Origin of the sequence: Actinomadura bangladeshensis (assembly GCF_004348335.1) — a bacterium.
Lineage (GTDB): Bacteria > Actinomycetota > Actinomycetes > Streptosporangiales > Streptosporangiaceae > Spirillospora > Spirillospora bangladeshensis.
This window is the reverse complement of sequence record NZ_SMJW01000044.1, coordinates 19,971-40,590: the sequence shown is the minus strand read 5'-3', so window position 1 is coordinate 40,590 and position 20,620 is coordinate 19,971. Positions and strand designations below refer to the sequence as shown.

Annotated in this window: 18 protein-coding genes; 11 read left to right on the top strand and 7 right to left on the bottom strand. The window is 73.5% G+C overall.

All coding sequences use genetic code 11. The features are described from left to right. Positions 1–68: 68 nt before the first annotated feature. From E1284_RS11605 to E1284_RS11595, 3 genes are all read right to left on the bottom strand, one after another. Positions 69–1,193, bottom strand: a complete 1,125-nt coding sequence (locus E1284_RS11605) for an AAA family ATPase (RefSeq protein ID WP_131939038.1) — start codon at positions 1,191–1,193, stop codon at positions 69–71. Next, complete coding sequence (locus E1284_RS11600) at positions 1,180–1,965, bottom strand: RNA ligase family protein (RefSeq protein WP_131939037.1); 786 nt, start codon at positions 1,963–1,965, stop codon at positions 1,180–1,182. Before E1284_RS11600 ends, E1284_RS11605 begins: the two co-directional genes overlap by 14 nt. Before the next feature lie 83 nt (positions 1,966–2,048). Then, positions 2,049–3,443, bottom strand: coding sequence for an MFS transporter (locus E1284_RS11595; RefSeq protein WP_243714416.1), 1,395 nt, complete (start codon positions 3,441–3,443; stop codon positions 2,049–2,051). A 390-nt stretch (positions 3,444–3,833) separates the two neighbouring features. On the opposite strand from E1284_RS11595, the gene E1284_RS11590 reads away from it, so the two are divergent. Further along, complete coding sequence (locus E1284_RS11590; RefSeq protein ID WP_131939036.1) at positions 3,834–4,451, top strand: TetR/AcrR family transcriptional regulator; 618 nt, start codon at positions 3,834–3,836, stop codon at positions 4,449–4,451. Positions 4,452–4,571: 120 nt separating this feature from the next. On the opposite strand, the gene E1284_RS11585 is transcribed toward E1284_RS11590, so the two are convergent. Then, on the bottom strand, positions 4,572–5,234 hold the full coding sequence (locus E1284_RS11585; RefSeq protein ID WP_131939035.1) for a response regulator: 663 nt from the start codon (positions 5,232–5,234) through the stop codon (positions 4,572–4,574). After that, positions 5,222–6,379, bottom strand: coding sequence for a sensor histidine kinase (locus E1284_RS11580; RefSeq protein ID WP_243714415.1), 1,158 nt, complete (start codon positions 6,377–6,379; stop codon positions 5,222–5,224). Before E1284_RS11580 ends, E1284_RS11585 begins: the two co-directional genes overlap by 13 nt. A 156-nt stretch (positions 6,380–6,535) precedes the next feature. Between E1284_RS11580 and E1284_RS11575 the strand changes: the two genes are divergently transcribed. Beyond that, positions 6,536–6,958, top strand: coding sequence for a DUF6069 family protein (locus tag E1284_RS11575; RefSeq protein WP_243714414.1), 423 nt, complete (start codon positions 6,536–6,538; stop codon positions 6,956–6,958). Between the two features lie 621 nt (positions 6,959–7,579). Here E1284_RS11575 and E1284_RS11570 read toward each other — a convergent pair. Beyond that, positions 7,580–8,395 carry a LysR family transcriptional regulator gene (locus E1284_RS11570; RefSeq protein ID WP_207923694.1) on the bottom strand — a complete coding sequence of 272 codons (816 nt, stop codon included), beginning with the start codon at positions 8,393–8,395 and terminating at the stop codon, positions 7,580–7,582. A gap of 188 nt (positions 8,396–8,583) precedes the next feature. Between E1284_RS11570 and E1284_RS11565 the strand changes: the two genes are divergently transcribed. Both E1284_RS11565 and E1284_RS11560 read left to right on the top strand, forming a co-directional pair. Continuing rightward, positions 8,584–8,889, top strand: coding sequence for a DUF1330 domain-containing protein (locus E1284_RS11565; protein ID WP_131939034.1), 306 nt, complete (start codon positions 8,584–8,586; stop codon positions 8,887–8,889). 89 nt (positions 8,890–8,978) lie between these two features. After that, positions 8,979–9,158, top strand: a complete 180-nt coding sequence (locus E1284_RS11560; protein WP_207923693.1) for a hypothetical protein — start codon at positions 8,979–8,981, stop codon at positions 9,156–9,158. Between the two features lie 286 nt (positions 9,159–9,444). Here E1284_RS11560 and E1284_RS11555 read toward each other — a convergent pair whose 3' ends face one another. Then, positions 9,445–10,533 (bottom strand): tyrosine-type recombinase/integrase, encoded by a 1,089-nt coding sequence (locus E1284_RS11555; RefSeq protein WP_165965216.1) that lies wholly within the window; start codon positions 10,531–10,533, stop codon positions 9,445–9,447. Between the two features lie 432 nt (positions 10,534–10,965). Here E1284_RS11555 and E1284_RS11550 point away from each other — a divergent pair, with 432 nt between their 5' ends. The 7 genes from E1284_RS11550 (at position 10,966) to E1284_RS11520 (ending at position 20,599) form a co-directional block, all read left to right on the top strand. Then, positions 10,966–12,213, top strand: coding sequence for a coiled-coil domain-containing protein (locus tag E1284_RS11550; RefSeq protein ID WP_131939032.1), 1,248 nt, complete (start codon positions 10,966–10,968; stop codon positions 12,211–12,213). 610 nt (positions 12,214–12,823) lie between these two features. Further along, positions 12,824–14,593: a flavin-containing monooxygenase gene (locus E1284_RS11545; RefSeq protein WP_131939031.1), complete on the top strand. Its 1,770-nt coding sequence runs from the start codon at positions 12,824–12,826 to the stop codon at positions 14,591–14,593. Between the two features lie 60 nt (positions 14,594–14,653). Beyond that, positions 14,654–15,787 carry a substrate-binding domain-containing protein gene (locus tag E1284_RS11540; protein ID WP_131939030.1) on the top strand — a complete coding sequence of 378 codons (1,134 nt, stop codon included), beginning with the start codon at positions 14,654–14,656 and terminating at the stop codon, positions 15,785–15,787. A 75-nt stretch (positions 15,788–15,862) separates the two neighbouring features. Then, complete coding sequence (locus E1284_RS11535; protein ID WP_131939029.1) at positions 15,863–16,672, top strand: ATP-binding cassette domain-containing protein; 810 nt, start codon at positions 15,863–15,865, stop codon at positions 16,670–16,672. 13 nt (positions 16,673–16,685) lie between these two features. Continuing rightward, positions 16,686–17,885, top strand: a complete 1,200-nt coding sequence (locus E1284_RS11530) for a sugar ABC transporter permease (RefSeq protein WP_131939028.1) — start codon at positions 16,686–16,688, stop codon at positions 17,883–17,885. A 49-nt stretch (positions 17,886–17,934) separates the two neighbouring features. Further along, positions 17,935–19,953 carry an acetoacetate--CoA ligase gene (locus tag E1284_RS11525; RefSeq protein WP_131939027.1) on the top strand — a complete coding sequence of 673 codons (2,019 nt, stop codon included), beginning with the start codon at positions 17,935–17,937 and terminating at the stop codon, positions 19,951–19,953. Between the two features lies 1 nt (position 19,954). Beyond that, positions 19,955–20,599: a TetR/AcrR family transcriptional regulator gene (locus E1284_RS11520; protein ID WP_243714413.1), complete on the top strand. Its 645-nt coding sequence runs from the start codon at positions 19,955–19,957 to the stop codon at positions 20,597–20,599. Positions 20,600–20,620 lie beyond the last annotated feature (21 nt).

The following is a 20,620-nucleotide window of genomic DNA, read 5'->3' as shown; positions in this document are numbered from 1 at the left end:
CCCATGGCCCGCCTCCCCTTCTCCCGGCCGGCCCCCATTATCGTCCCGCCGGCGGCGGGGGCGGGCGGCTAGGCGGTGGTGAGCCAGTCGACCCGGTGCGCCTCGGTCGGGTCGGGGGTCTCCCAGCGGCGCACCAGCCGGTCGACGACCGCGTCCGGGACGGGCGCGGGGCGGGCCCGGTTGCGGTCGCGCAGCACCCGCGGCGGCGCCTCCAGCGCGACGACCTCGACCCGCGCCCGGTAGCGGGCGGCCAGGCCCGTGCACGCCGCGCGCTGCTGCCGGGACACGTTGGTGGCGTTCCACACGAACGAGCGCCCGGCGCGCAGGTGCGCGCGGGCCCGCTCGTAGGCGGCGGCGGCCACGGCGCGCTGGTCCCCGGCGGGCGACACCCCCAGGTCGGCGCGGAGCCGGTCGAGGCTGACGACCGGCAGGTCCGGGCGGTTCGCGGCGATCCAGTGGTCCTTGCCGGCGCCGGGCAGCCCCGACAGGACGGTGACGGTGCAGCGGGTGTCGTCGTGGGCGGCGTAGGCGGGGTCGCGGCCGGGCGTGCGGAAGTACCAGAACCGGGCGTGGTCGGACGGGAACGCCCGCGGCGCGTCCAGGCAGTCCTGCTCGGCGCAGTACTCCCCGTACAGGGCGACGTTGTCCAGCAGCTCGGCGGTGTCGGGGCAGACGCGGCCGAGGATGTCGGCCGACGCCAGCAGCACCAGGTCGTCGTTGCGGGCCAGCAGGCTCGCGCGGAACGCGATCTGCTGGAGGTCGGGGCGTTCCAGCGCCCAGAACGGCACCTGGTGGTGGCGGATCAGCGCCGCCACGTGCTCGCGCCAGGCGACCGGCGCGCCGAGCTCCCACAGGATGCGCCGCGCCATCAGGTCGCCGCGGCGGGAGTGGCCGCGCGCGGTGATGCGGCCGTCGTCGCCGGTGGCGGTGCAGTGCGGCTTGGCGACGTCGTGCATCAGCACCGCGGTGAACAGCCGGACCCGCTCGGCGGCCGGGCGGGCCCGCCACGCCGGCAGCGACGCCAGCGCCTCGCACGCCATCCGGGTGTGGACCTCGACGTCGCCCTCGCCGTGGAAGACCGCGTCCTGCGGGACGCCGGCCAGGTCGCGGACCCAGCCGAACGCGTCCCGGATCTCGCGCCAGGGCACCTCCCAGCGCGGCGGGGCCGGGCACAGCTCCTCAAACACCCGCATACAGCGCCTCCGGGTCGGCGAGGCCGTTGGCGACGATCGGCCGGTCCAGCCAGTGGGTGCCCGCGTCCAGGATCGCGGTGAGGAAACCGGCCCGGACCCACTTGTAGCGGCCGACGGTGCGGCCGTCCTCCTCCACCTTGATGTAGAGGCCCTCCATGTCGTCGGAGGAGTCGGTCTCGGCGGCGACGCGGCCGGGATCGGCGCCGCCCGCCTCGGCCGCCGCGCGCAGCGCGTCCCTCCAGGCGGGGGTGCGGCAGGTGGACGGGCCGACCAGCGCGGTCAGCGCCGCCAGGTCCGGCAGCGGCCCCTCGTGCAGGACGGGCACCGGCACCACCGGCGTCCCCTCCAGCAGCTCCCGGCGCCGCGGCGTCGACAGGAACGTCCCGTCGCGCAGGTCGAGGACGTCGAACTCGCAGAAGTAGTGGGGGAGCGCGTCGTAGTAGACGGTGTGCTTGGCGTACAGCCATTCCCCGTACAGCACGTACCGGTCGCGCAGCCGCTCGCGCAGGACATGCTGCACCGACGCCGCCCACGCCTTGAACGGCCCGAACTGGCGCTCGCGCGGCCCGCCGGCCAGGTAGTGCCCGCGGCTCTGCAGCCGCAGCTCCCCGCCGGCGGTGAAGCTGATGCCGGCGTTGGCGCCGTCGAGCTTCTCCTCCACCACCAGGTGCCGCCCGGCGATCGCCGAGAACGGCGCCGCGGCGAGGTCGTGGTCGCCGGGCTGCAGCCGCGATCCCGCGATATGCCGGGTCCGGGGGTACTTGCGGAGCATGCCGTCCGTTGTAACGGACCCCGGTGATCACGCCAACCGGTTTTCGTCCCGGGCCCGGCCGGCGGGCCCCGGCGGACGAGGGCTCAGCGGGACGGGACGATGCGGGTCAGCGCGAGCGCGACCAGCCACAGCGCGGCGCTCACCCACGCCAGGACGTGCAGGCCGGAGACGAACGCGGGGCGCAGGGCCGGGCCGGCGACCGCCCCGTACACCGCGACGCCGAGCGCCGTCCCGGCCTGCCGGGCGGTGTTGTTGAACCCGCCGGCGAGGCCCGCGTGCGCGGGCGGTGCGGCGCGCATCGCGGCGGCGACCACGGCGGTGACGATCAGGCCGTCGCCGATCCCGATCGCCAGGAGGGCCGGGAGCAGCGCCGCGTAGCCGCCGCCGGGCCCGGCCGCGAGCAGGGCCGGCGACCCGGCGGCGGCGATCGCGGTACCCGCGGCGAGCGGCACCCGCGTGCCGAACCGGGCGGTGAGGCGGCCGCTGACCGGCGCCAGCAGCGCCAGCGGGACGGCCATCGGCAGCAGCATCGCCCCGGCGGCCAGCGCGGAGCGGCCCCCGGCCTGCTGCAGCCGCAGCGTCGCCACGAACAGGACCCCGTTGCTGACCAGGTTCATGATGAACGCGATGGCGTTCGCGCCGAGGAACGCCGGGGCCCGCAGCAGCCCGCCCGGGATCATGGGCGCCGCGGCGCGCCGCTCCGCGGCGGCGAACGCCGCCCCGGCCGCGACCGTGACCCCGGCGGCGGCCACGGCGCCGCCCCGGTGGCCGTGGCCCGCCGCGATGACCGTCCACGCCAGGCCGCCGAGGGCCAGCGGCGCCAGGACCATCCCGGCGCGGTCCAGCGGGACGTCCGGCCGCGGCGGGCGGGGCCCGCGGACGGGCGCGAGCACCCCCGCGGCCGCCAGCGCGGTGACCGGCACGTTCAGCAGGAAGATCCACCGCCACCCGGCGGTGTCGACCAGCAGACCGCCCAGCAGCGGACCCGCCGGCAGCGCCGTGGAGGAGACGCCCGCCCACACCCCGAGCGCCCGCGCCTGCTCGGCCCGCCCCGGATACAGCGCCGTGATCAGCGCCAGGCTGCCGGGCAGCAGCAGCGCGGCGCCCGCGCCCTGCACGACCCGCGCCGCGACCAGCGGCCCCGCGCCGGGCGCGGCGCCGCAGGCCAGCGACGCCGCCCCGAACAGGGCGAACCCCGCCACGGTGACGCGGCGGTGCCCGATCCGGTCGCCGAGGGCGCCGCCGCCGAGCAGCAGCCCCGCGATCGCGACCGCGTAGCCGTCCACGACGCCCTGCAGGCCGGGCAGGCCCGTGTCCAGGGCCCGGCCGATGCCGGGGAGCGCGACGTTGACGATCGTCACGTCCAGCAGCACCAGGAACATCCCGGCGCACAGGATCGCCAGCATCGCGCCGCGGCGCGGCACCGGGCCCGGTGCGCCGGCCGCGGCCCGTCCGGTGGCGGGGTTCGCGGAGCTCATGCCTCCACCGTGGCCCGCCGACGCTTCGGCGCGGCTCGAACCGTCACCCGGCGGCGGAGACGCGGGCGAGCGCACCGGATTCCAGCGCCGCCCACAGCGCGCCGCCCGGGATGTCGCAGTCCAGACCGAGCGGCCCGCCGGCCTCGGCGGGCACGCCGATCGGATCTAGATCGACTGGCTCTCGGGGACCACCTGCCGCAACCGCGCGGCGGCCCTGGACCACGCCCTCGCGGCGGTATGGCCGGCCAGCGTGGTCACCGTGTCTGTTCTGGCTGGGCGGGTCGGTCCATGACTGGACTGCCCGAGCTCCTCCCGGCAGCAGTGTTAACGCAACCGGTGTCGCGTTAGGATCGGCGGTGTGGGAACCGACCCGCGCCGCGGGGGCGGCCGATGACCAGCCCGGAGCCCGGGAGCGTCCGCCCCGGCGGCCGCACCGCGCGGGTGCGCGAGGCCGTCCGGGAGGCCGTGCTCGCCGAACTGGCCGAGCACGGCTACCGCGGCCTCACCGTCGAGGGCGTCGCGGCCCGCTGCGGCGTGCACAAGACCACCGTCTACCGGCGCTGGGGCGGCGCCGACGGCCTCATCGCCGACGCCCTCGCCCGCGCCGCCGCCGAACCGTGGCCCGTCCCCGACACCGGCACCCTCCCCGGCGACCTGCGCGCCCTCGCCCGGCTCGTGCTCACCGGCCTCACCGACCCCGCGCAGGCGCCCCTCACCCGCGCGTTCGTGCTGGCCGCCGCGCACAGCGACACCGCGGCCCGCGCCCTGCACGCCTTCTACGCCCGCCGGCACGAGCAGGCCGCCGCCATCACCGAGCGCGCCGCCCGGCGCGGCGAGGTCCCCGCCGGGACCGACCCCGCCGAAGTCGTCCGGGCCGCCGTCGCGCCCCTGTACCACCGGGCGTTCATCACCGGCGAGCCCGTCGACGAGGCCGCCGCCGACCGCGCCGCCGCCGCGGCCTGCGCCGCCGCGCGCGCCGGCGTCCTCGTCCCGCCGCCGGCCCCGTGACCTGCGCCGCCGCGGGTCAGTCCGGCGGCGGCCGGGCGGCGCGGGCGTGCGGATAGCGCTGCTCGGCCAGGCTGCGGGCGCCCGGCGGGGCGTGTCGGGAGATGCGCGTCGCGGGGGCCGTCAGGCGAGGCCGGCGTCGTGGGCCAGCAGCGCGATCTGGGTGCGGTTGTCCATGTCCAGCTTGGTCAGGACGCTGGACACGTGCGCCTTCACCGTCGCCACGCTCATGAACAGCTCGGCCGCGATGTCGGCGTTGGAGCGTCCCCGGGCGATCGCCAGGACCACCTCGTTCTCGCGCGGGCTGAGCCGGGCCAGCGCGGCGCGGGCCCGCTGGTGGGCGCCGGCCTCGGTCGCCGCCCGGTCCATCAGCCGCCGGGTGACCGCCGGCGACAGCATCGGCTCCCCGGCGGCGACCCGGTGCACGGCCTGGACGATCCGGTCCGGCGGGGTGTCCTTCAGCAGGAACCCGCCGGCCCCGGCGCGCAGCGCCCGCAGGATGTTCTCGTCGGAGTCGAACGTCGTCAGCACGATGACCTCGGGCGGGTTCGCCCTGGCCCGCAGCCGGCGGGTCGCGGTGATGCCGTCCACGCGCGGCATCCGCAGGTCCATCAGCACGACGTCGGGCGCGTGCGCGTCGGCGGCCGCGGGAACCTCGTCGCCGTCGGCGGCCTCACCGGCCACCGCGATGCCGCCCGCTCCGTCCAGCATCATCGACAGCCCGGCGCGGACGAGGGCGTCGTCGTCCACGATCAGCACGCGCAGGGGGCGGTTCACGCGGGCCATGGTAGCCAGGCGCGCAGGCGGAACTCGTCCCCGGCGGCCGCGTGGTCGAGCCTGCCCCCGGCCAGCCGGACCCGCTCGGTCAGCCCCACCAGGCCCGTCCCGCTGCCCGGCGGCGGGTCCCCGCCGTCCGCGCGCAGCGGGTTGCGGACGTCGATGACCAGCCCGTCGCCGGGCCGGCCCTCCAGCACCACCCGGACGGGACGGCCCGCCGCGTGCTTGCGGGCGTTGGTCAGCGCCTCCTGCACCACCCGGTACGCGGTCCGGCCGGCGGCCGGCGGGAGGCCCTCCGCGCCGGACGTCCCGTCGCTCAGCTCCACCCGCCCGCCCGCGGCCCGCGACTCGGCCACCAGCCGGGGCACGTCGGCCAGGACCGGCTGCGGCCGGTCGTTCTCGCCGGCGTCGTCGGCGCGCAGCAGCAGGATCACCTCGCGGAGCTCCTCCAGGGCCTGCCGCACCCCCGCGCGGACCACCCCGGCGGCCTCGGCCAGCCGCTCGGGCGGCGCGTCCGGCCGGTACTCCAGCGCCCCGGCGTAGGTGGCCAGCAGCGACAGCCGGTGCGCCAGCACGTCGTGCATCTCCCGCGCGATCCGCGTCCGCTCGGCCATCCGCGCCTCGGCGACCCGGCGGCCCTGCTCGGCCTCGGCGCGGCGCGCGCGTTCGCGCAGCGACAGCAGCAGCGCCCGGCGCGCCCGCACCAGCGCGCCCCAGCCGACCAGCGCCCCGTCCCCGAGCGCCACCAGCAGCAGCCACCAGCCGAAGGAGATCCCGCCGCTCGGCTGCCACAGCCCCTGCACGACGTGCGCCGCGAGCGCCGCCGCGCCGACCGCCACCGCGACCGGGAACGGGCGCCGCTGCGCGACGTGCAGCACCCCCATGCTCGCCACCGGCGTCGCCGCCGGGGACAGCGCCGCCAGCACGCTCAGCGCCAGCGCCGCCGGCACCGGCCGCCACAGCAGCAGCGGTGCCAGCGCGCAGCCCGCCGCACCGGCCGCGATGTCCAGCGGCAGCGAGCCGCCCGAACTCCACCGGCCCCAGACCGTCAGCCCCACCAGCGCGGCCGACACCGCGAGCAGGATCCCCGCGCCGACGCGCCTGCGCCGCCCCGCCGGGCCGGCGTCCACCTGGCCGAACGTCACCTCGTCCACCGGCCAAGGCTAGCCACGGCCCCCGGGCCGCCGACACCGACCAAAGTAGGTGCCCGCCCCACCTCGGGACGGATCGGACCTGGCCCCGCGCCCGATGCGCCCACCCCGCCGCTGCGGCGACGGTGACCGGACACGCAACGAACGAAGGAGACCGACATGTCCGGCACGCCCCTGACTCAGCCGACGTCGGCCCGGCGCACCCGCATCCTCCGCGCGGCGACCGTCGCCGCCACTACCATCGCCGCCCTAACGCTGTGGGCACTCACCGTCCCGGTCGCCGGGCTCGACCTGTCCGCCGAGACCGGCGGCCGGTCCCAGCCGATCGGCGCGGCCGCCGTCGTGACCGCGACCCTCGCAGTAGGTCTGGCCGCCTGGGCGCTGCTAGCCCTCCTGGAACGCACCACCGCCCGCCCCCGCCGCACTTGGACGATCACCGCGCTCACCGTCCTCGCCCTGTCACTGACCGGCCCCCTCGGCAGCGCCACCGACACCGAGTCCCTGCTCGTCCTGACCGCCCTGCACCTACTCGTGGGCGCCGTCCTGATCCCCGGCCTCACCTCCTCACCACGACACCGCTAACCCCGCCACCCCGCAGGCGATGACTGTTCTAGCGGACGGCGCCTCGGTGCGAGCACGCGTCCCCAAGGCGGCGCAGCCGTCGGTGGCCACGCTGGTGCGCACGGTCTTCGACCAGCCCGCGGCCGAGGAGGTCCGTGCCCAGCGCGCCCGCGTGGTCTCCGCTGGACGTGACCAGCCATGGGGTGGCAATCGGCGGGGATGGACGACTCCGCCGAGCACCGGACGGTGCTGGATGACGAGTTGGAGTTGGTGGCGGGCGAGTGCGGTGGCAGGAAACGTGCGGCACGTACCAGCCCGAGCTGTCAGAACGGCGGTTCGGTGGAGTAGCCGCCGTCCCAAGCGGGTGTGGTCGGTGTGGTCCTTGGCTGCTGGAGGGCTCGTACAGCGTCTTCGATACGGCCGAGGTCGATGAGGCGCTCGGCACGGAGAGAGCTGTTGAACGTCGGGTGCCGCTCGAGGACGGCGACGGCTTCCTCGGCCTCGCCACCGCAGGCGTCCGTCTCGCCTGACCTCCGGCGCGTCAGTCCGGCAGCCAGTTCAGCTCGTGCGCCAGGGTTCTGGCGGCGGTACGGATGCGGCGGTGCAGCGGCGACTGCTCGCGTGGGAGGACCAGGTGGATCGTCAGGCTGGGCGCGCCCCGCAGCGGTCGCCAGGTGAGACCGGCCGGTTGTGCTGTGACCGCGGCTTCTCCGGCCGGGGCGAGGGTGACCCCGTCGAGCAGGTAGCGCTGAGACATGTCGAAGGAGACTGCGGGCGTGTGGAATCGGGGGTGTGGAATCGGGGGTGTGGCCGGGTGTCCTGGAACAGCGCGGACAGCTGATCGTGAACCACGGGGTTGGCCGCACGGTCGGCGAGTCGCAGGGGATACGCGGCCGCGTCGGCGATCTCGATCTCCGGGTGTCCGGCCAGCGGATGGTGCTGCGCCAGCTGAACCCCGATGCGCTCACGCCGCAGCAAGAACCGGCGCACGCCGCGGCCAGGCTGTTCACCGCGGGTGATCCCGGCATCGATGCGGCCCTCGGCCACCGCGGGGGAGATCTCCGGTGTCGCCATCGGGACCGCGCCGACCTCGAGACCGCTGTTGCCGCGAATCAGCCTGTCCACCAGGGCCGGTGCCGTCTCGGCCCCGGTGCTGAGGCTGTATCCGATGCTCAGCGTGCCCAGTTCCCCGGCCGCCGCGCTCCGGGCGGTGTCCCAGGCCCGGTCCAGCGCCGCCAGCGCAGGCGGCGCGGACTCCGCCAAAGCCGCACCGGCTGTGGTCAATACGACGCTACGCGTACTGCGGACCAGCAGGGCCGTGCCGAGTTCCGCCTCCAATCGGCGCATCCGGGCGCTGAGTGCGGGCTGTGCGATACCAATCCGTGCGGCCGCGCGGGTGAAGTTCAACTCCTGCGCCAGCACCAGGAAGTACCGCAGACTCACCGTATCCGGCGCCACGTGCCCTCCCTGTCGATTGATAACGATCCGTTCTGAGTCTATCCCGTACCGGTCTTTCCCCCGACCGCACATCAAGCCCTAACCTGCGCATATGGCGATTCAGCCGACCGCACTACCGGTCGCCGGGATCAATCGATCTGAATGTCAATTCGAAGTCGGACGTGTCCGGCCGAACGCTGGAGGTTTCCATGGCTAAGGGCTACTGGGTCAGTGTCTACCCCGCCATTTCCGACCCTGAGAGGCTGGCCGCCTACGACAAGCTGGCCGGTCCGGCTGTCCAGGCCGGGGGCGGGCGCAACCTGGCCCTCCTCCCGTCCCGTGGCGGTCGAGTCGTCGCCCACGAGGCTGGAATCACGCAGCGCGTCGTTCTGATCGAGTTCGACAGCTTTGAACAGGCCGTCGCGGCATACGAGAGCGAGGCATACCAGAAGGCGCTGGTCGCCCTCCCCGACGGCTTCGAGCGCGACTTCCGCATCGTCGAAGGCATCGACTGACCAAGCGGGCCCAGCCATCGCTGAGCATCCGTCACCTGATACGCACGGTGCTGTTGTCCTGGCCGGATGCCACGGTCGTTGATGCGTGCGTGCGGAGCGACGGCCGGGGCGTTAGCCCCACGTCCGTCACCGACGACGACCCGGCGGCGACGGACGCGGACCGGCGTGCGGTCGCTGCTGCGGTCGGCACCTCGCACACGGCGTTCCTCGACCCGGGGCGGACGCCGGACCGTCTGACCTGGACGAGCGTCAACGCGTTCACCTCATGACAGCTTCGTTACCGACACCCCGTCACCGGGCGCCCCCGTACATCTACGCCGACTGGGCCGTCCACCACGCCGATCAGTTTCCGCTGACCACCTGTCCCCGCATCGGGAGGCGGCCCGCATCGCGCGGGCCCCTGCACCGTGCGTCACCAACCCGAAGCCCCGCATCACTCGGCAGGGACCAGGTGAATACGGGGACGCGAGATTTGACACAGACTCCGCATCGTCGGCAGTGCGCTCTGCCTGGTGGCTTGGTGAATGCCTCGCGGGCTTGTCGGGATGCCGGGCCCTAGTCCGAGGCGGTGCGGTGGCGAGCCAGGATGCGGGTGAGGTCGGTGACGGGGGAGGAGGCGAGTTTGTGATTGGTGTCGTCGTAACCGCGGGTGGTGCGGGGATCGGCGTGGCCGGCCAGGTCCTGGACCTTGGCGAGGGGGACGTCGTTGCCGAGCAGGGTGGTGATGACGGTGCGGCGGCCGCTGTGCGGGCTGAGCCGGGACGCGGCCGGCAGCCCGGCCAGCCCCGCCTGCCGGCGCAGGATGTTGGTGACATCTCGTTGGGTCAGTCGTTTGTCGCCGCGCTTGGCCCGATCGTAGGGATGTGGGGTGGTGACGAGCAGCGGTCCGGGCGGGCAGTCGCGGCCCGGATGCCGACCGGCACGGACGGCGAGGTAGGCGTCCAGAACTCGGCAGAGCTCGCCGTCCAGGCGGACGTAGTCACGGCCGTCGGGGCCCTTGCCCTTGGCGGTGTACCGCAGCACCCTGTACCCGGCTTCGGTGTCCAGGTCGGCCAGGTCGGCGCCGGTGAACGCCGATACGCGCAGCGCGGTGTAGAAGAGCAGGGCGACCACGGCCGCATCGCGCCAGGCCGCCTCGGTGCCCAGCTCGATGGCGCGGCCCTCCGCGGTGTCGAGCAGCCGCGCGGTCTCGGCGACGCTGAGGGTGGGCGCCTTCCGGGCGGACGCGGCGATCTGCGCGCTGCTCGGGCGCTTGACCAGCCGGGTCGGGTTGCGGTCGGTGACGTCGTTGGACTGCAGGTAGGTGTACCAGGACGACACCGCCGCGAGCCGCCGCGCATGGGTCGCGGCGCTCGGCGGGCGTGACCGGCCGCCGACGGTGACGGTCATGGACGCCGACCAGTCGTCGATGTCCGCGCGCCGTGCCGCCCGCGGATCCAGTCCGGTGCGGGCGCAGTGGCCCAGCCAGTCGCCCAGATCACGGTAGTAGCCGCGGCGGGTGGCGTCGCTGCGCTGGCTGCGCAGCCAGGCGGCGGTCAGCAGCCGCAGGCCGTAACGGTCGCCTGGGTCGTCCGCCGGCAGCGCGGGCAGCAGCGCGACGGCCTCCCCGACCGGATCCTGCGCCGGGTCGGGCCCCGGTGACAAGGTCGCTGGCGGAAGCGTCGCCGTTGCGGGCGCCGGCAACAGCGTGGCGGCTTCCAACGGTGCCTCCGGAGTCGGTCGCGGGACGGCGCTCATGCCGCCCGCCGCCAACGCGCGCGCCGCCGGGCGCTCCACCACGACACCCTCACCAGCGGTTTCGGGCCCGTTCGCCACTGTCTCGGCTTGCAATCGCATTGGAGCGTGCGGCGCGTAGGCGCTCTCGGACGTTTCCGGCCCTTGCCCCTCGAAGGGTGGGCACGACTCGCCCGTGAGGTCGTGCGCGGCATCGATCGCGGGCCGGTCGCCGCTGTTGATCATGATCACCAGGATAACCGTCATTATCCCGGAGCCCCAACCTGATCCTCATTACGCGTTCTGCGTGTCGCGTTATTCATTTAGCGTGTCGCGAAGCGAAAAAATCCCTAGGATGGGCGGGTGAGCAGCGAGACGGGCAGCAAGAACGGCGCCACTGACGACTCTGCGGACACCGCGAGCACCGCGGCGGTCACTCCACCGGCCATCGGGCCGGGCGTCACACCGCCCGCGCCCCCAGCCGATCCCGCCGTTGACGACGACGCTGAGCCGGACGGGCAAGCCGGCGGGCAGGTTGCGGCCGGGAACCCGGGGGCTGAATCGGCGGGGGAGTGCGCCCTGGCCGGCTGCACCGAACCGCTCCCGATGCGCGGCCGCGGCCGGCCCGCCAAGTACTGCAGCAAGGCCCACGCCGATCAGGCCAGCCGAGACCGGCGCGCGGCCGACGCCGCCGCGGTCGACGAACCACTGCACCAGGCCGAAGCGCTCGCCCAGCAGGTGCCGGCGGCCATCGGCGCCCTGCAGGCCCAGTTGACCGCACTGCAGGACTTCCTCACCCAGGCGCAGGACGGAGCGCTGTCCCGGGTGCAGCGGGCCGAGGCCGAGGCGACGGCCGCCGCACAGGCCGAAGCCGACGCCGATGCCCGTGCCCTGGCCGCCGACAAGGCGCGCAAGGAAGCCGTCACGGCCGCCGAGGCCGCCCGAGCCGCGCAGCGGGCCGCCGAGCAGGCCGCGGCCCGCGACCATGCGGAGCTAGAGCGCGTCCGCGCCGACACCGCCGAGGCGATCGCCGCGCACCGGGATGCCCGCGACGCCGCCCGTGAGGCCCAGGCCATCGCTGAGGCCGCCCGCGACGCCAAGGCCGCCGAACTCCGCGACGCCCGCAACGCCCACGAGCAGGAACGCACCCGGTTCGAAGCGACCGCCCGGGCCCAGACTGAGCAACTGCAGGCCCTTCAGGACGAACTGGCCCACACTACGGCGGCACTTGCGGGCACTCGGGAGGCGCTGGCCGCTGCCCACGGGGAGACACGCGCCCAGCTGACCAGGGCTGAAGCCGCCGAGCGGGCACGTGACGAGGCGATCCGGCACGGACGTGAGGCCGCCGTCCGTGCCGAGGCCCTGGAACGCCGGCAACCGGCCCTCGAGTCCGCCGCCGAGCAGGCCGCTCGGCAACTGGCCGCCGCACAGAACGCGCTCGCCTCCCGTCAAGCCCTCTGCGACCGGCTCGAGAGCGACCTGGTGGCCGCCCGCGCCGAAGCCGCCATGCAGCGCGAACGCGCCGCCCGCGCCGAAGCCGCTACAGTGCCCGGCCGCCCCGACGGCGAGCACGCCGGCCCCGGCGATCCCCAGGATGGTCGCCGCTCATGAGGGCACCGTCCGCGATGTGATCCACGACTTCCACCGGCGGGACCGACCCGCCCGGCCTCCGACTGAGCAGGAGGCCGTCCCAGCCGCATCACCGGCGCAGGTCCTGCGTTCATCACCCGGACGGCCATCGCGCGCCTGGCCGGGCTGGGCCTCCGGCCCACCCGCGGAGTGTCCGCAACCTCGCCGACCGTCTCGATGCGACCCGCACTTCGCGGGCGTGTTCCGCCGCACCGAGCCGGCGCATCACCTAGGACAGGCACCCAGGCCGAACTGGACATGGGCGTAGCGAAACCCCTCGCCCACCGCGCCCGCCGGTACGAGGAACATGTGCGGTGCCGTCGGGGGAGTCCGGTCTGTTGCCGGCCCTGGCCATCACGATGAAGAGCCGGCCGCGCAGGGGTTGATGAAGGCTCGGTCACCCACGGCGCGGTGTCGAATCGGCTGGCCCTGGAGCCTTGATTCCATCAGATCGGACACGTGGCTCGGCAATCACCGCCGAGATGAATGTTTTACGAAGGTATTGCTTATCAGGTTGTTGACCTGCACACTCTGTGCCTACCGAGCGATCGCTCGGACTGTATCGAAGTTTCGCGGACCGAAGGGTGCGTCCATGGCGACGGAGACAGGCCAGGTCAGCGTGGTCGAGGTCACGGCGGAGGCCACGTTCGCCGCGTGGTTGGAACGTTTCACGGCGGCGCTCGAGGCCGCCGACGCCGCGGGAACCGCCACGCTGCTCGCCGACGACAGCTGGTGGCGCGACCTGCTCGCGCTCACCCAGGACCTGGGCACCTACCGCGGCCGGGACCGCATCGCGGCGATGCTGGGCGAGCACCTGGCGACGGGATCGTTCGCGAACGTCCGGATGGTCACCGAGTTCGGTCCGCGGTACCAGGGCGACGGCGAGATCGTCGAAGGCTTCCTCACCTTCGAGACGCCGGTCGGCTTCGGGCGGGGGGCCGTCCGGCTCGTCCGGGAGGACGGCGGCTGGGTCGCCTGGACCGTGCTGACCGAACTCGACGACCTGCGCGGTCACGAGCGGGCGATCGGCCCGCACCGCTCCAGGGGCCCGCGGTACGACCCCGCAGACGGCGGGCGCAACTGGCTCCAGAAGCGGCAGGAGCACCTGCGCTACACCGGCTCCGACCCGGACGTGGTCGTCATCGGGGCTGGTCAGGGCGGTCTGACCGTCGCCGCGAACCTCGGGCTCATGGGCGTCGACACGCTGATCATCGAGAAGAGCGCGCGGGTGGGCGACGGGTGGCGCAAGCGCTACCACTCGCTGGTCCTGCACGACCCGGTGTGGGCCGACCACCTGCCCTACATGCCCTATCCCGACTCATGGCCGGTCTACTGCCCCAAGGACAAGATCGCCGACTGGTTCGAGTCGTACGCGTCGGCGATGGAGCTCAACGTCTGGACGTCGTCCGAGATGACCGCGAGCGACTACGACGAGGAGACCGGGCGGTGGACGCTGCGCGTCCGTACGCCGGACGGGGAGCGGGAACTGCGTCCGCGCGACGTCGTCCTCGCCACGGGCGCCGCCGGCGAGCCGAACATCCCCGATGTCCCGGGACGCGACCGGTTCGCGGGCACGGTCTACCACTCCAGCCGGCACGATTCGGTCACCGGCTGGGCCGGGAAGAAGGCCGTGGTCGTCGGCGCCTGCAACAGCGGCCACGACATCGCGCAGGACCTCTACGAGGCCGGCGCGGACGTCACACTGGTGCAGCGCTCCTCGACCCACATCATCAGCCAGGAGCACGGCATTCCGGCCATCTTCGGCAGCAACTTCGTCGAGGGCGGTCCGCCGACCGCGTACGCCGACCTGCTGGCCAGCGGCACCCCGTGGCCGCTCGTCCTGGAGATGGCCAAGGACGGCGTCAAGGAGACCGCGAAGAAGGACGCGGACCTGCTCGCCGCACTCGACGCGGTCGGCTTCAAGCGCAACAACGGGCCCGACGGCACCGGGCTGATGGGCTACGCGCTGGCCTACGGCGGCGGCTACTACATCGACGTGGGCTGCTCGCGGCTCATCGCCGACGGGAAGATCAAGCTCGCGCAGGGCTCCGGGCTCGCGGAGTTCACCCCCGACGGCATCCGCCTCGAGGACGGCCGGACCATCGAGGCCGACCTCGTCGTCCTCGCCACCGGCTACCAGAACATGCGCGAGACGGCCCGCCGGCTCTTCGGCGACCAGGTCGCCGACCGCCTCCCGCTCGTCCTCGGCATCGGCGAGGACGGCGAGATCGGCGGACTCTACCGGCGCACCGGCCACCCGGGGTTCTGGTACATGGGCGGACCGCTCGCCTGGGTCCGCATCTACTCCAAGCACCTCGCGCTGCAGATCACCGCGAAGCACGCGGGCCTTCAGCCGCTCTGATCCACCCCCACAAGACCATCCGCGCCGGGCGGCGCGGATGTCCAGCAGAAGAGGTACCCAGTGAAGCGTTCTCGTGGCGCCATCCGACGGACCGTCATCGCCGGAGGTGCGTGCGCCGGCCTCCTCCTCACTGCGGCCTGCGGTGGCGCCGGCGCCGGTAAGGACGGCGACTCCAAGCTCGTCTACTTCATGGCCCCCAACACCACCCCGACCCGCTACATCCAGCAGGACGGCCCGGCGTTCGAGAAGGCGATCAAGGCGCTGGACCCCGGCGTCGAGGTCAAGTTCGTGAACGCGGGAGGCGACTCCAACCAGCAGCTCTCGCAGGCCAACGCGGCGATCGCCGCCGGCGCCAAGGCGCTGGTGGTCGTCGCCGCCGACCCCAACACCAGCGCCGGCCTGCTCCAGGCCGCCGAGCAGGCCAAGGTCCCGGTCATCGGGTACGAGAACCCGCCGGTCAAGGGCACGCTGTACGCACAGACGATCTTCGACCCGGTGAAGGTCGGCGCGCAGCAGGCCACCTACTTCGCCGAGCAGGTCGCGAGCGGCGAGCTCGGCGCCAAGCCGGTCCAGGTCGCCCGCCAGTACGGCAACAAGGGCGACGTGTACACCGATCAGATGCTCACCGGGCAGAACCAGGTCCTCGACCCGCTGATCAAGAGCGGCGACATCAAGGTCGTCTGCGAGGACTACGTCAAGGACTGGGCGCCCGACAACGCCACCAAGGCCGCCGAGCAGTGCCTGACCAAGACGCAGAACAAGGTCGGCGCGTTCCTCGGGTTCTACGACGGCATCACGGCGGGCATCATCGCCGCGCTCAAGGGCAAGAACCTCGACATCCCCGTGTACGGCGGCCAGAACCCGGAGCTGACGGGTCTGCAGTACATGCTCACCGGCGACCAGCAGGACAATGTGCTCAAGCCGTTCAAGGTCGAGGCCGAGGCGGCGGCGAAGATCGCGCTCGCGGCGATCGCCGGCCAGCAGCCCCCGGCCGATCTCGTCAAGGACACCATCGACAACGGCGCGATGAAGGTGCCCACGGCCAAGCTCGACGCGACGCTCATCCACCTCGAAGAGGGCAAGGACCCCGGCGACGCTGTGCAGAAGGCCGTCGACCTCGAGATGTTCACCTGGAAGCAGATCTGCACGGGCCCGGCCGCGGAGACCGAGACCTGCAAGACCAGGAACAAGTAACCCCGACCCCATCGGCAGCGGGCGGCCGGCGGCCATCGGGCGGCCGGCGGCCACCGGCCGCCCCGCGGAGGAAAGATGGCCCTGGACAGCGAACCGCAGCTCTCCGATCCGTCGCACGGCGGATCAGCGCAGGGGACCGCCCTGCTTGAACTCACGAAGGTCTCGAAGTACTTCGGTGGCGTACGGGCCCTGCACGAAGTCGACATCTCGGTACGCGAAAGCGAGGTCGTGGCCCTCGTCGGCGACAACGGCGCGGGGAAGTCGACCCTGGTCAAGATCGTGTCCGGAGTGGAGTCGCCGAGCGCGGGCGAGGTCCGGGTGCGCGGCGAGGCCGTGCGCCTGGACTCGCCTCGGGACGCGGCGGAGGCCGGGATCCACACCGTGTTCCAGGACCTGTCGCTGTGCGACAACCTCGACGCCGTCCAGAACCTCTTCCTGGGGAGGGAGCGCCGCGGCGGGGTGTGGTCCGGGCGGCGGGTGCGCCGCCACCTCATGGAGGAGGAGGCCCTGCGCGTGCTGGAGTCGCTCTCGGTCAGGCTCCGCTCGCTGAGCACCCCCGTCTCCGCGCTCTCGGGCGGTCAGCGGCAGGGCATCGCGATCTGCCGTGCGCTGATCAGCGACCCCGCGGTGGTGCTGCTCGACGAGCCGACCGCGGCCCTCGGCGTCTCGCAGCGCGGCGAGGTCCTCGACCTGATCCACCGCCTCCGCGAGCAGGGCCGGGGCGTGGTCGTGATCTCGCACGACATGAAGGACGTGCGGCAGGTCGCCGACCGGGTCGTGGTCCTGCGGCTCGGCTCCAAGGTCGCGGAGTTCCAGCGCGGCGCCTACACGCCGTCCGACCTGGTCAGCGCGATGACCGGCGCGGCCGAGCCGACGAACGATTGAGGGTGGAAGACCTGTGACCGTATCGACGTCCCCCGCCGGCGCCCCGCCGGCGGCCCGCCGCACCCTGCTCGGCCGGGCGCTCGAGTCGGCGACGCACCGCAGCGTTCCGGTACTCGTCGTGCTGGCGATCATCTGGGCGATCTTCTACAGCCAGAGTTCGGCGTATCTCAGCTTCCAGAACCTCACCAACCTCACCCTGCAGATCGTGACGACCGCGATCCTCGCCCTCGGCGTGGTCTTCGTCCTGCTGGTCGGCGAGATCGACCTGTCCTCGGCCGTGCTGTCGGGGGTGTGCGCCGCGGTGGCCGCCGGGCTGGTCGTCAACAGCGGCCTGCCGCTGGCGGTCGGCATCGCGGCCGCGGTCCTCACCGGCATGGCCGTCACGTTCGTCGAGGCCCAGGTGATCATGTTCGGCGTGCCGTCGCTGATCGTGACGCTGGGGGGGATGGTCATCCTCCAGGGGCTCATCCTCGTCGTGCTGCCGCCCGAGTTCACGATCAGCGTCGCGGCCACCCCGTTCGCCAAGATCGCGAGTACGACGATTCCGGCGGGCCTGAGCTACGCGCTGGCCGCGGCCGGGACCGCGGCGTTCGCGGCGTACCGGCTGTTCCAGCACCGGGAGCGGGTGTCCACGGGTTCGGCGGCTTCGCCGGCCGCCGTCGTGGTGCCCTCCCTGGTCCTCGGCGCCGCCCTCCTCGGGGGAGTCTTCACGCTGACGCGGCAGCGGGGGCTGCCGATGCCGCTGCTGATCCTCGCGGTGATGCTGCTGGTCGCCTGGTACGCCACGACGCAGACCCGCTACGGCATCCACCTGTACGCGGTGGGCGGCGACCGCGAGGCGGCCCAGCGCGCCGGCATCCCGGTCCGCCGCATGGTGCTGTACTCGTTCCTGGTGCTCGGGGCGTGCGCGGCCGTCGCCGGAATGGTCGACGCGTCCCGCCAGCTCGGCGTATCGGTGACCTCCGGATCCGGCCCGCTGATGCTCAACGCGATCGCGGCGGCCGTCGTGGGCGGCACCAGCCTCTTCGGCGGGCGCGGATCGATCTGGTCGGCGCTGCTCGGCGCCCTGGTCATCGGGTCGATCAGCAACGGCGTCCAACTGCTGGGGCTGTCGACGGAGGTGCAGTACTTCGCGACGGGGTCCGTCCTCATCGTCGCCGTCGCCGCCGACGTGGTCCTCGCCCGCGGATCGCTCCTACCCGGGCGGCGCTGAGCCGCGTTCCGCCGTTCCGAGACGCACCGACCGTGAAAGAAGGCCGACCATGACCGCCATCGAGCCCAGTTGGGCGCCGGACCCCGCACGGGTCCGGGAGAGCCGGATCGTGCGGTTCGCGACGTGGCTCGAGGCGGAGGGCCGCGCGAGCCTCGGCGATGTGACCGACTACCGCGCGCTCCAGGCATGGTCGGCCGCCCATCCCGGGGAGTTCTGGGCGGCGGTCGCCGACTTCTTCGCCGTCGACTGGGTCACCCGGCCGCGCGCTGCGCTCGCCGAACGCCGGATGCCCGGCGCGGTCTGGTTCCCCGGCGGCACGCTCAATTTCGGGCAGCACATGCTGCGCGCCGGCGACGACGACCAGGACGCCGTGATCCTGGTCGCGGAGACCGGCGAGCGGTCGTCGATCACCTACGCCGCGCTGCGCGCGCAGGCCGCCGCCGTCGCGGGCCGCCTGCGCGCCCTCGGCGTCGAGCCGGGCGACCGCGTCGCGGCATACCTGCCGAACTGCGTGGAAGGGGTCGTCGCGTTCGTGGCGGCGGCGATGGTCGGCGCCGTATGGGCGCAGACGGCCCTCGACTACGCGGCGCCCTCGGCCGCGGACCGGATGGCGCAGCTGTCGCCCCGCGTGCTGATCGCCGGCACCGGCTACCGGTTCGGCGGAAAGGTGCACGACCGCCGCGCTGACGCGCGGAGGCTGCGCGACCTGCTTCCCGGGTTGCGGCACACGATCACCGTCGAGACCGCCGGGCTCGCCGCCCCCGCCGCCGGGCCGGACGTCAGCACCTGGGCGGACGCACTCGCCGCCGAGCCCGATCCGACCGGTGTGGCCGCGGGGTTCGACCACCCGCTGTGGGTCCTGTTCACCTCCGGTACGACCGGCAGGCCCAAGGGAATCGTGCACGGGCACGGGGGAGTGCTGCTGGAGCAGTTGGTGTCGCCGGGCCTGCACATGGACATCGACCGCGGCGACGTCTTCTTCTGGTACACCACGCCCAACTGGATGATGTGGAACGCCCAGGTCTGCGGGCTGCTCCACGGCGCGACCATCGTCCTGTACGACGGACGGCCGACGTCGCCCGGCCCCGACGCGTTGTGGCGGATCGTCTCCGACCTCGGCGTCACCGTGTTCGGCACCAGCCCGGGCTATCTCGAAGTCTCCCAGCGGGCGGGCCTCGAGCCGGGGAGGGATCTCGACCTCTCGACGCTGCGGCTCGTCGGCGCGACGGGATCGGTCCTGCCCGCCGGCGCCAATGAGTGGTTCCGCGACCATGTCAGCGCCGAGGTCCAGCTCGGGTCGATGAGCGGTGGCACCGACATCGTCGGAATCTTCGTCGCCAGCGCACCCACGACCCCCGTGTACGACGGCGAGATCTGCGCACCCGCACTCGGTGCGGCGGTCCAGGTCTGGGACGCCGAGGGCAGGGAGGTCCCCGCCGGCGCACCGGGGGAACTGGTGATCACCGAGCCGATGCCGTCGATGCCGCTGCGCTTCTGGGACGACCCCGATGGCACGAGACTGCGGGACACCTACTTCGACATGTTCCCCGGCGTGTGGCGCCACGGGGACCTGACCGTGCTCACCGAGCGCGGCACCGTCGTGATCCTCGGGCGCTCGGACGCGACGATGAACCGGCACGGGGTCCGGCTGGGCTCGGCGGAGATCTACGACGCCATCAGCGATATGCCGCAGGTCGAGGACGCCCTCGTCGTGGGCGTCGAGGAACCGGACGGCGGCTACTGGATGCCGCTCTTCGTCGTCCCGCACGGCGAGCAGGACCCGGCCGGCCTCGCCGACCTGATCCGCCGGCGCATCACCGAGCGGGCCTCGCCGCGGCACGTGCCCGACGAGGTGATCCCGCTGGCCCGGCTGCCGCACACCAAGACCGGCAAGCGCCTGGAGGTCCCGGTCAAACGCATCCTGCAGGGCGCCGACGCGGACGGCGCGGTCAACCGCGGCGCCGTCGACGACCCGGAGGCCCTCGACGAGCTCATCGAGTCCGCACGGACGCGGCGGCGTGTCCGTGATCATATGAACAGCGCATCCCCCCCGACCCACGATCAGTGAGGTGACGACCGAGCCGATGTCCTCCGAGCCCGACTGGCGGGAGTATGGGCCCCTCAAGCTCCCGCGTATCCTCGACGCCGCCCTGCAAGCGTTCTCCGAGAACGGTTACCACGGCACCACGACGCGCACCCTGTCGCGCCGGTCCGGCCTGTCCGTGCCGGGTGTCTACCACTACTACCCGTCCAAGCAGGACATCCTCGTCGATCTCATGATGTCGATCATCGACGAACTGCTGACCCGCAGCGGCCAGGCGCTGCGGACCGCACCGCCCGACACCCGCTCGCAGTTCGACGCGCTGGTCGAGTCGCTGCTGCGGTTCCACATGTACCGGCGCACCGGCGCCATGGTGTCGACGGCGGAACTGCGCAGTCTTGAGCCCGGCAATCGGGAGCGTTACGTCGCCAAACGGGACGAGCAGCAGCGCATGCTCGACCACGTGATCCTCGAAGGTGTGCGGAACGGCGACTTCTCGACGCCGTTCCCCAAGGACGCCAGCCGGGCGATCGCCTCGCTGTGCGTGGGCGTCGCCTCCTGGTACCGGCCGGACGGCGCACTGCCGGTCGAGGAGCTCCTCGAGCGCTACCTGACGATCGCGCGGTCGATCGTCGGGATCGGCGGGGCGACCGCGCGGGAACAGCCCCGATGACCGCGACCAGATCCTCTCCAG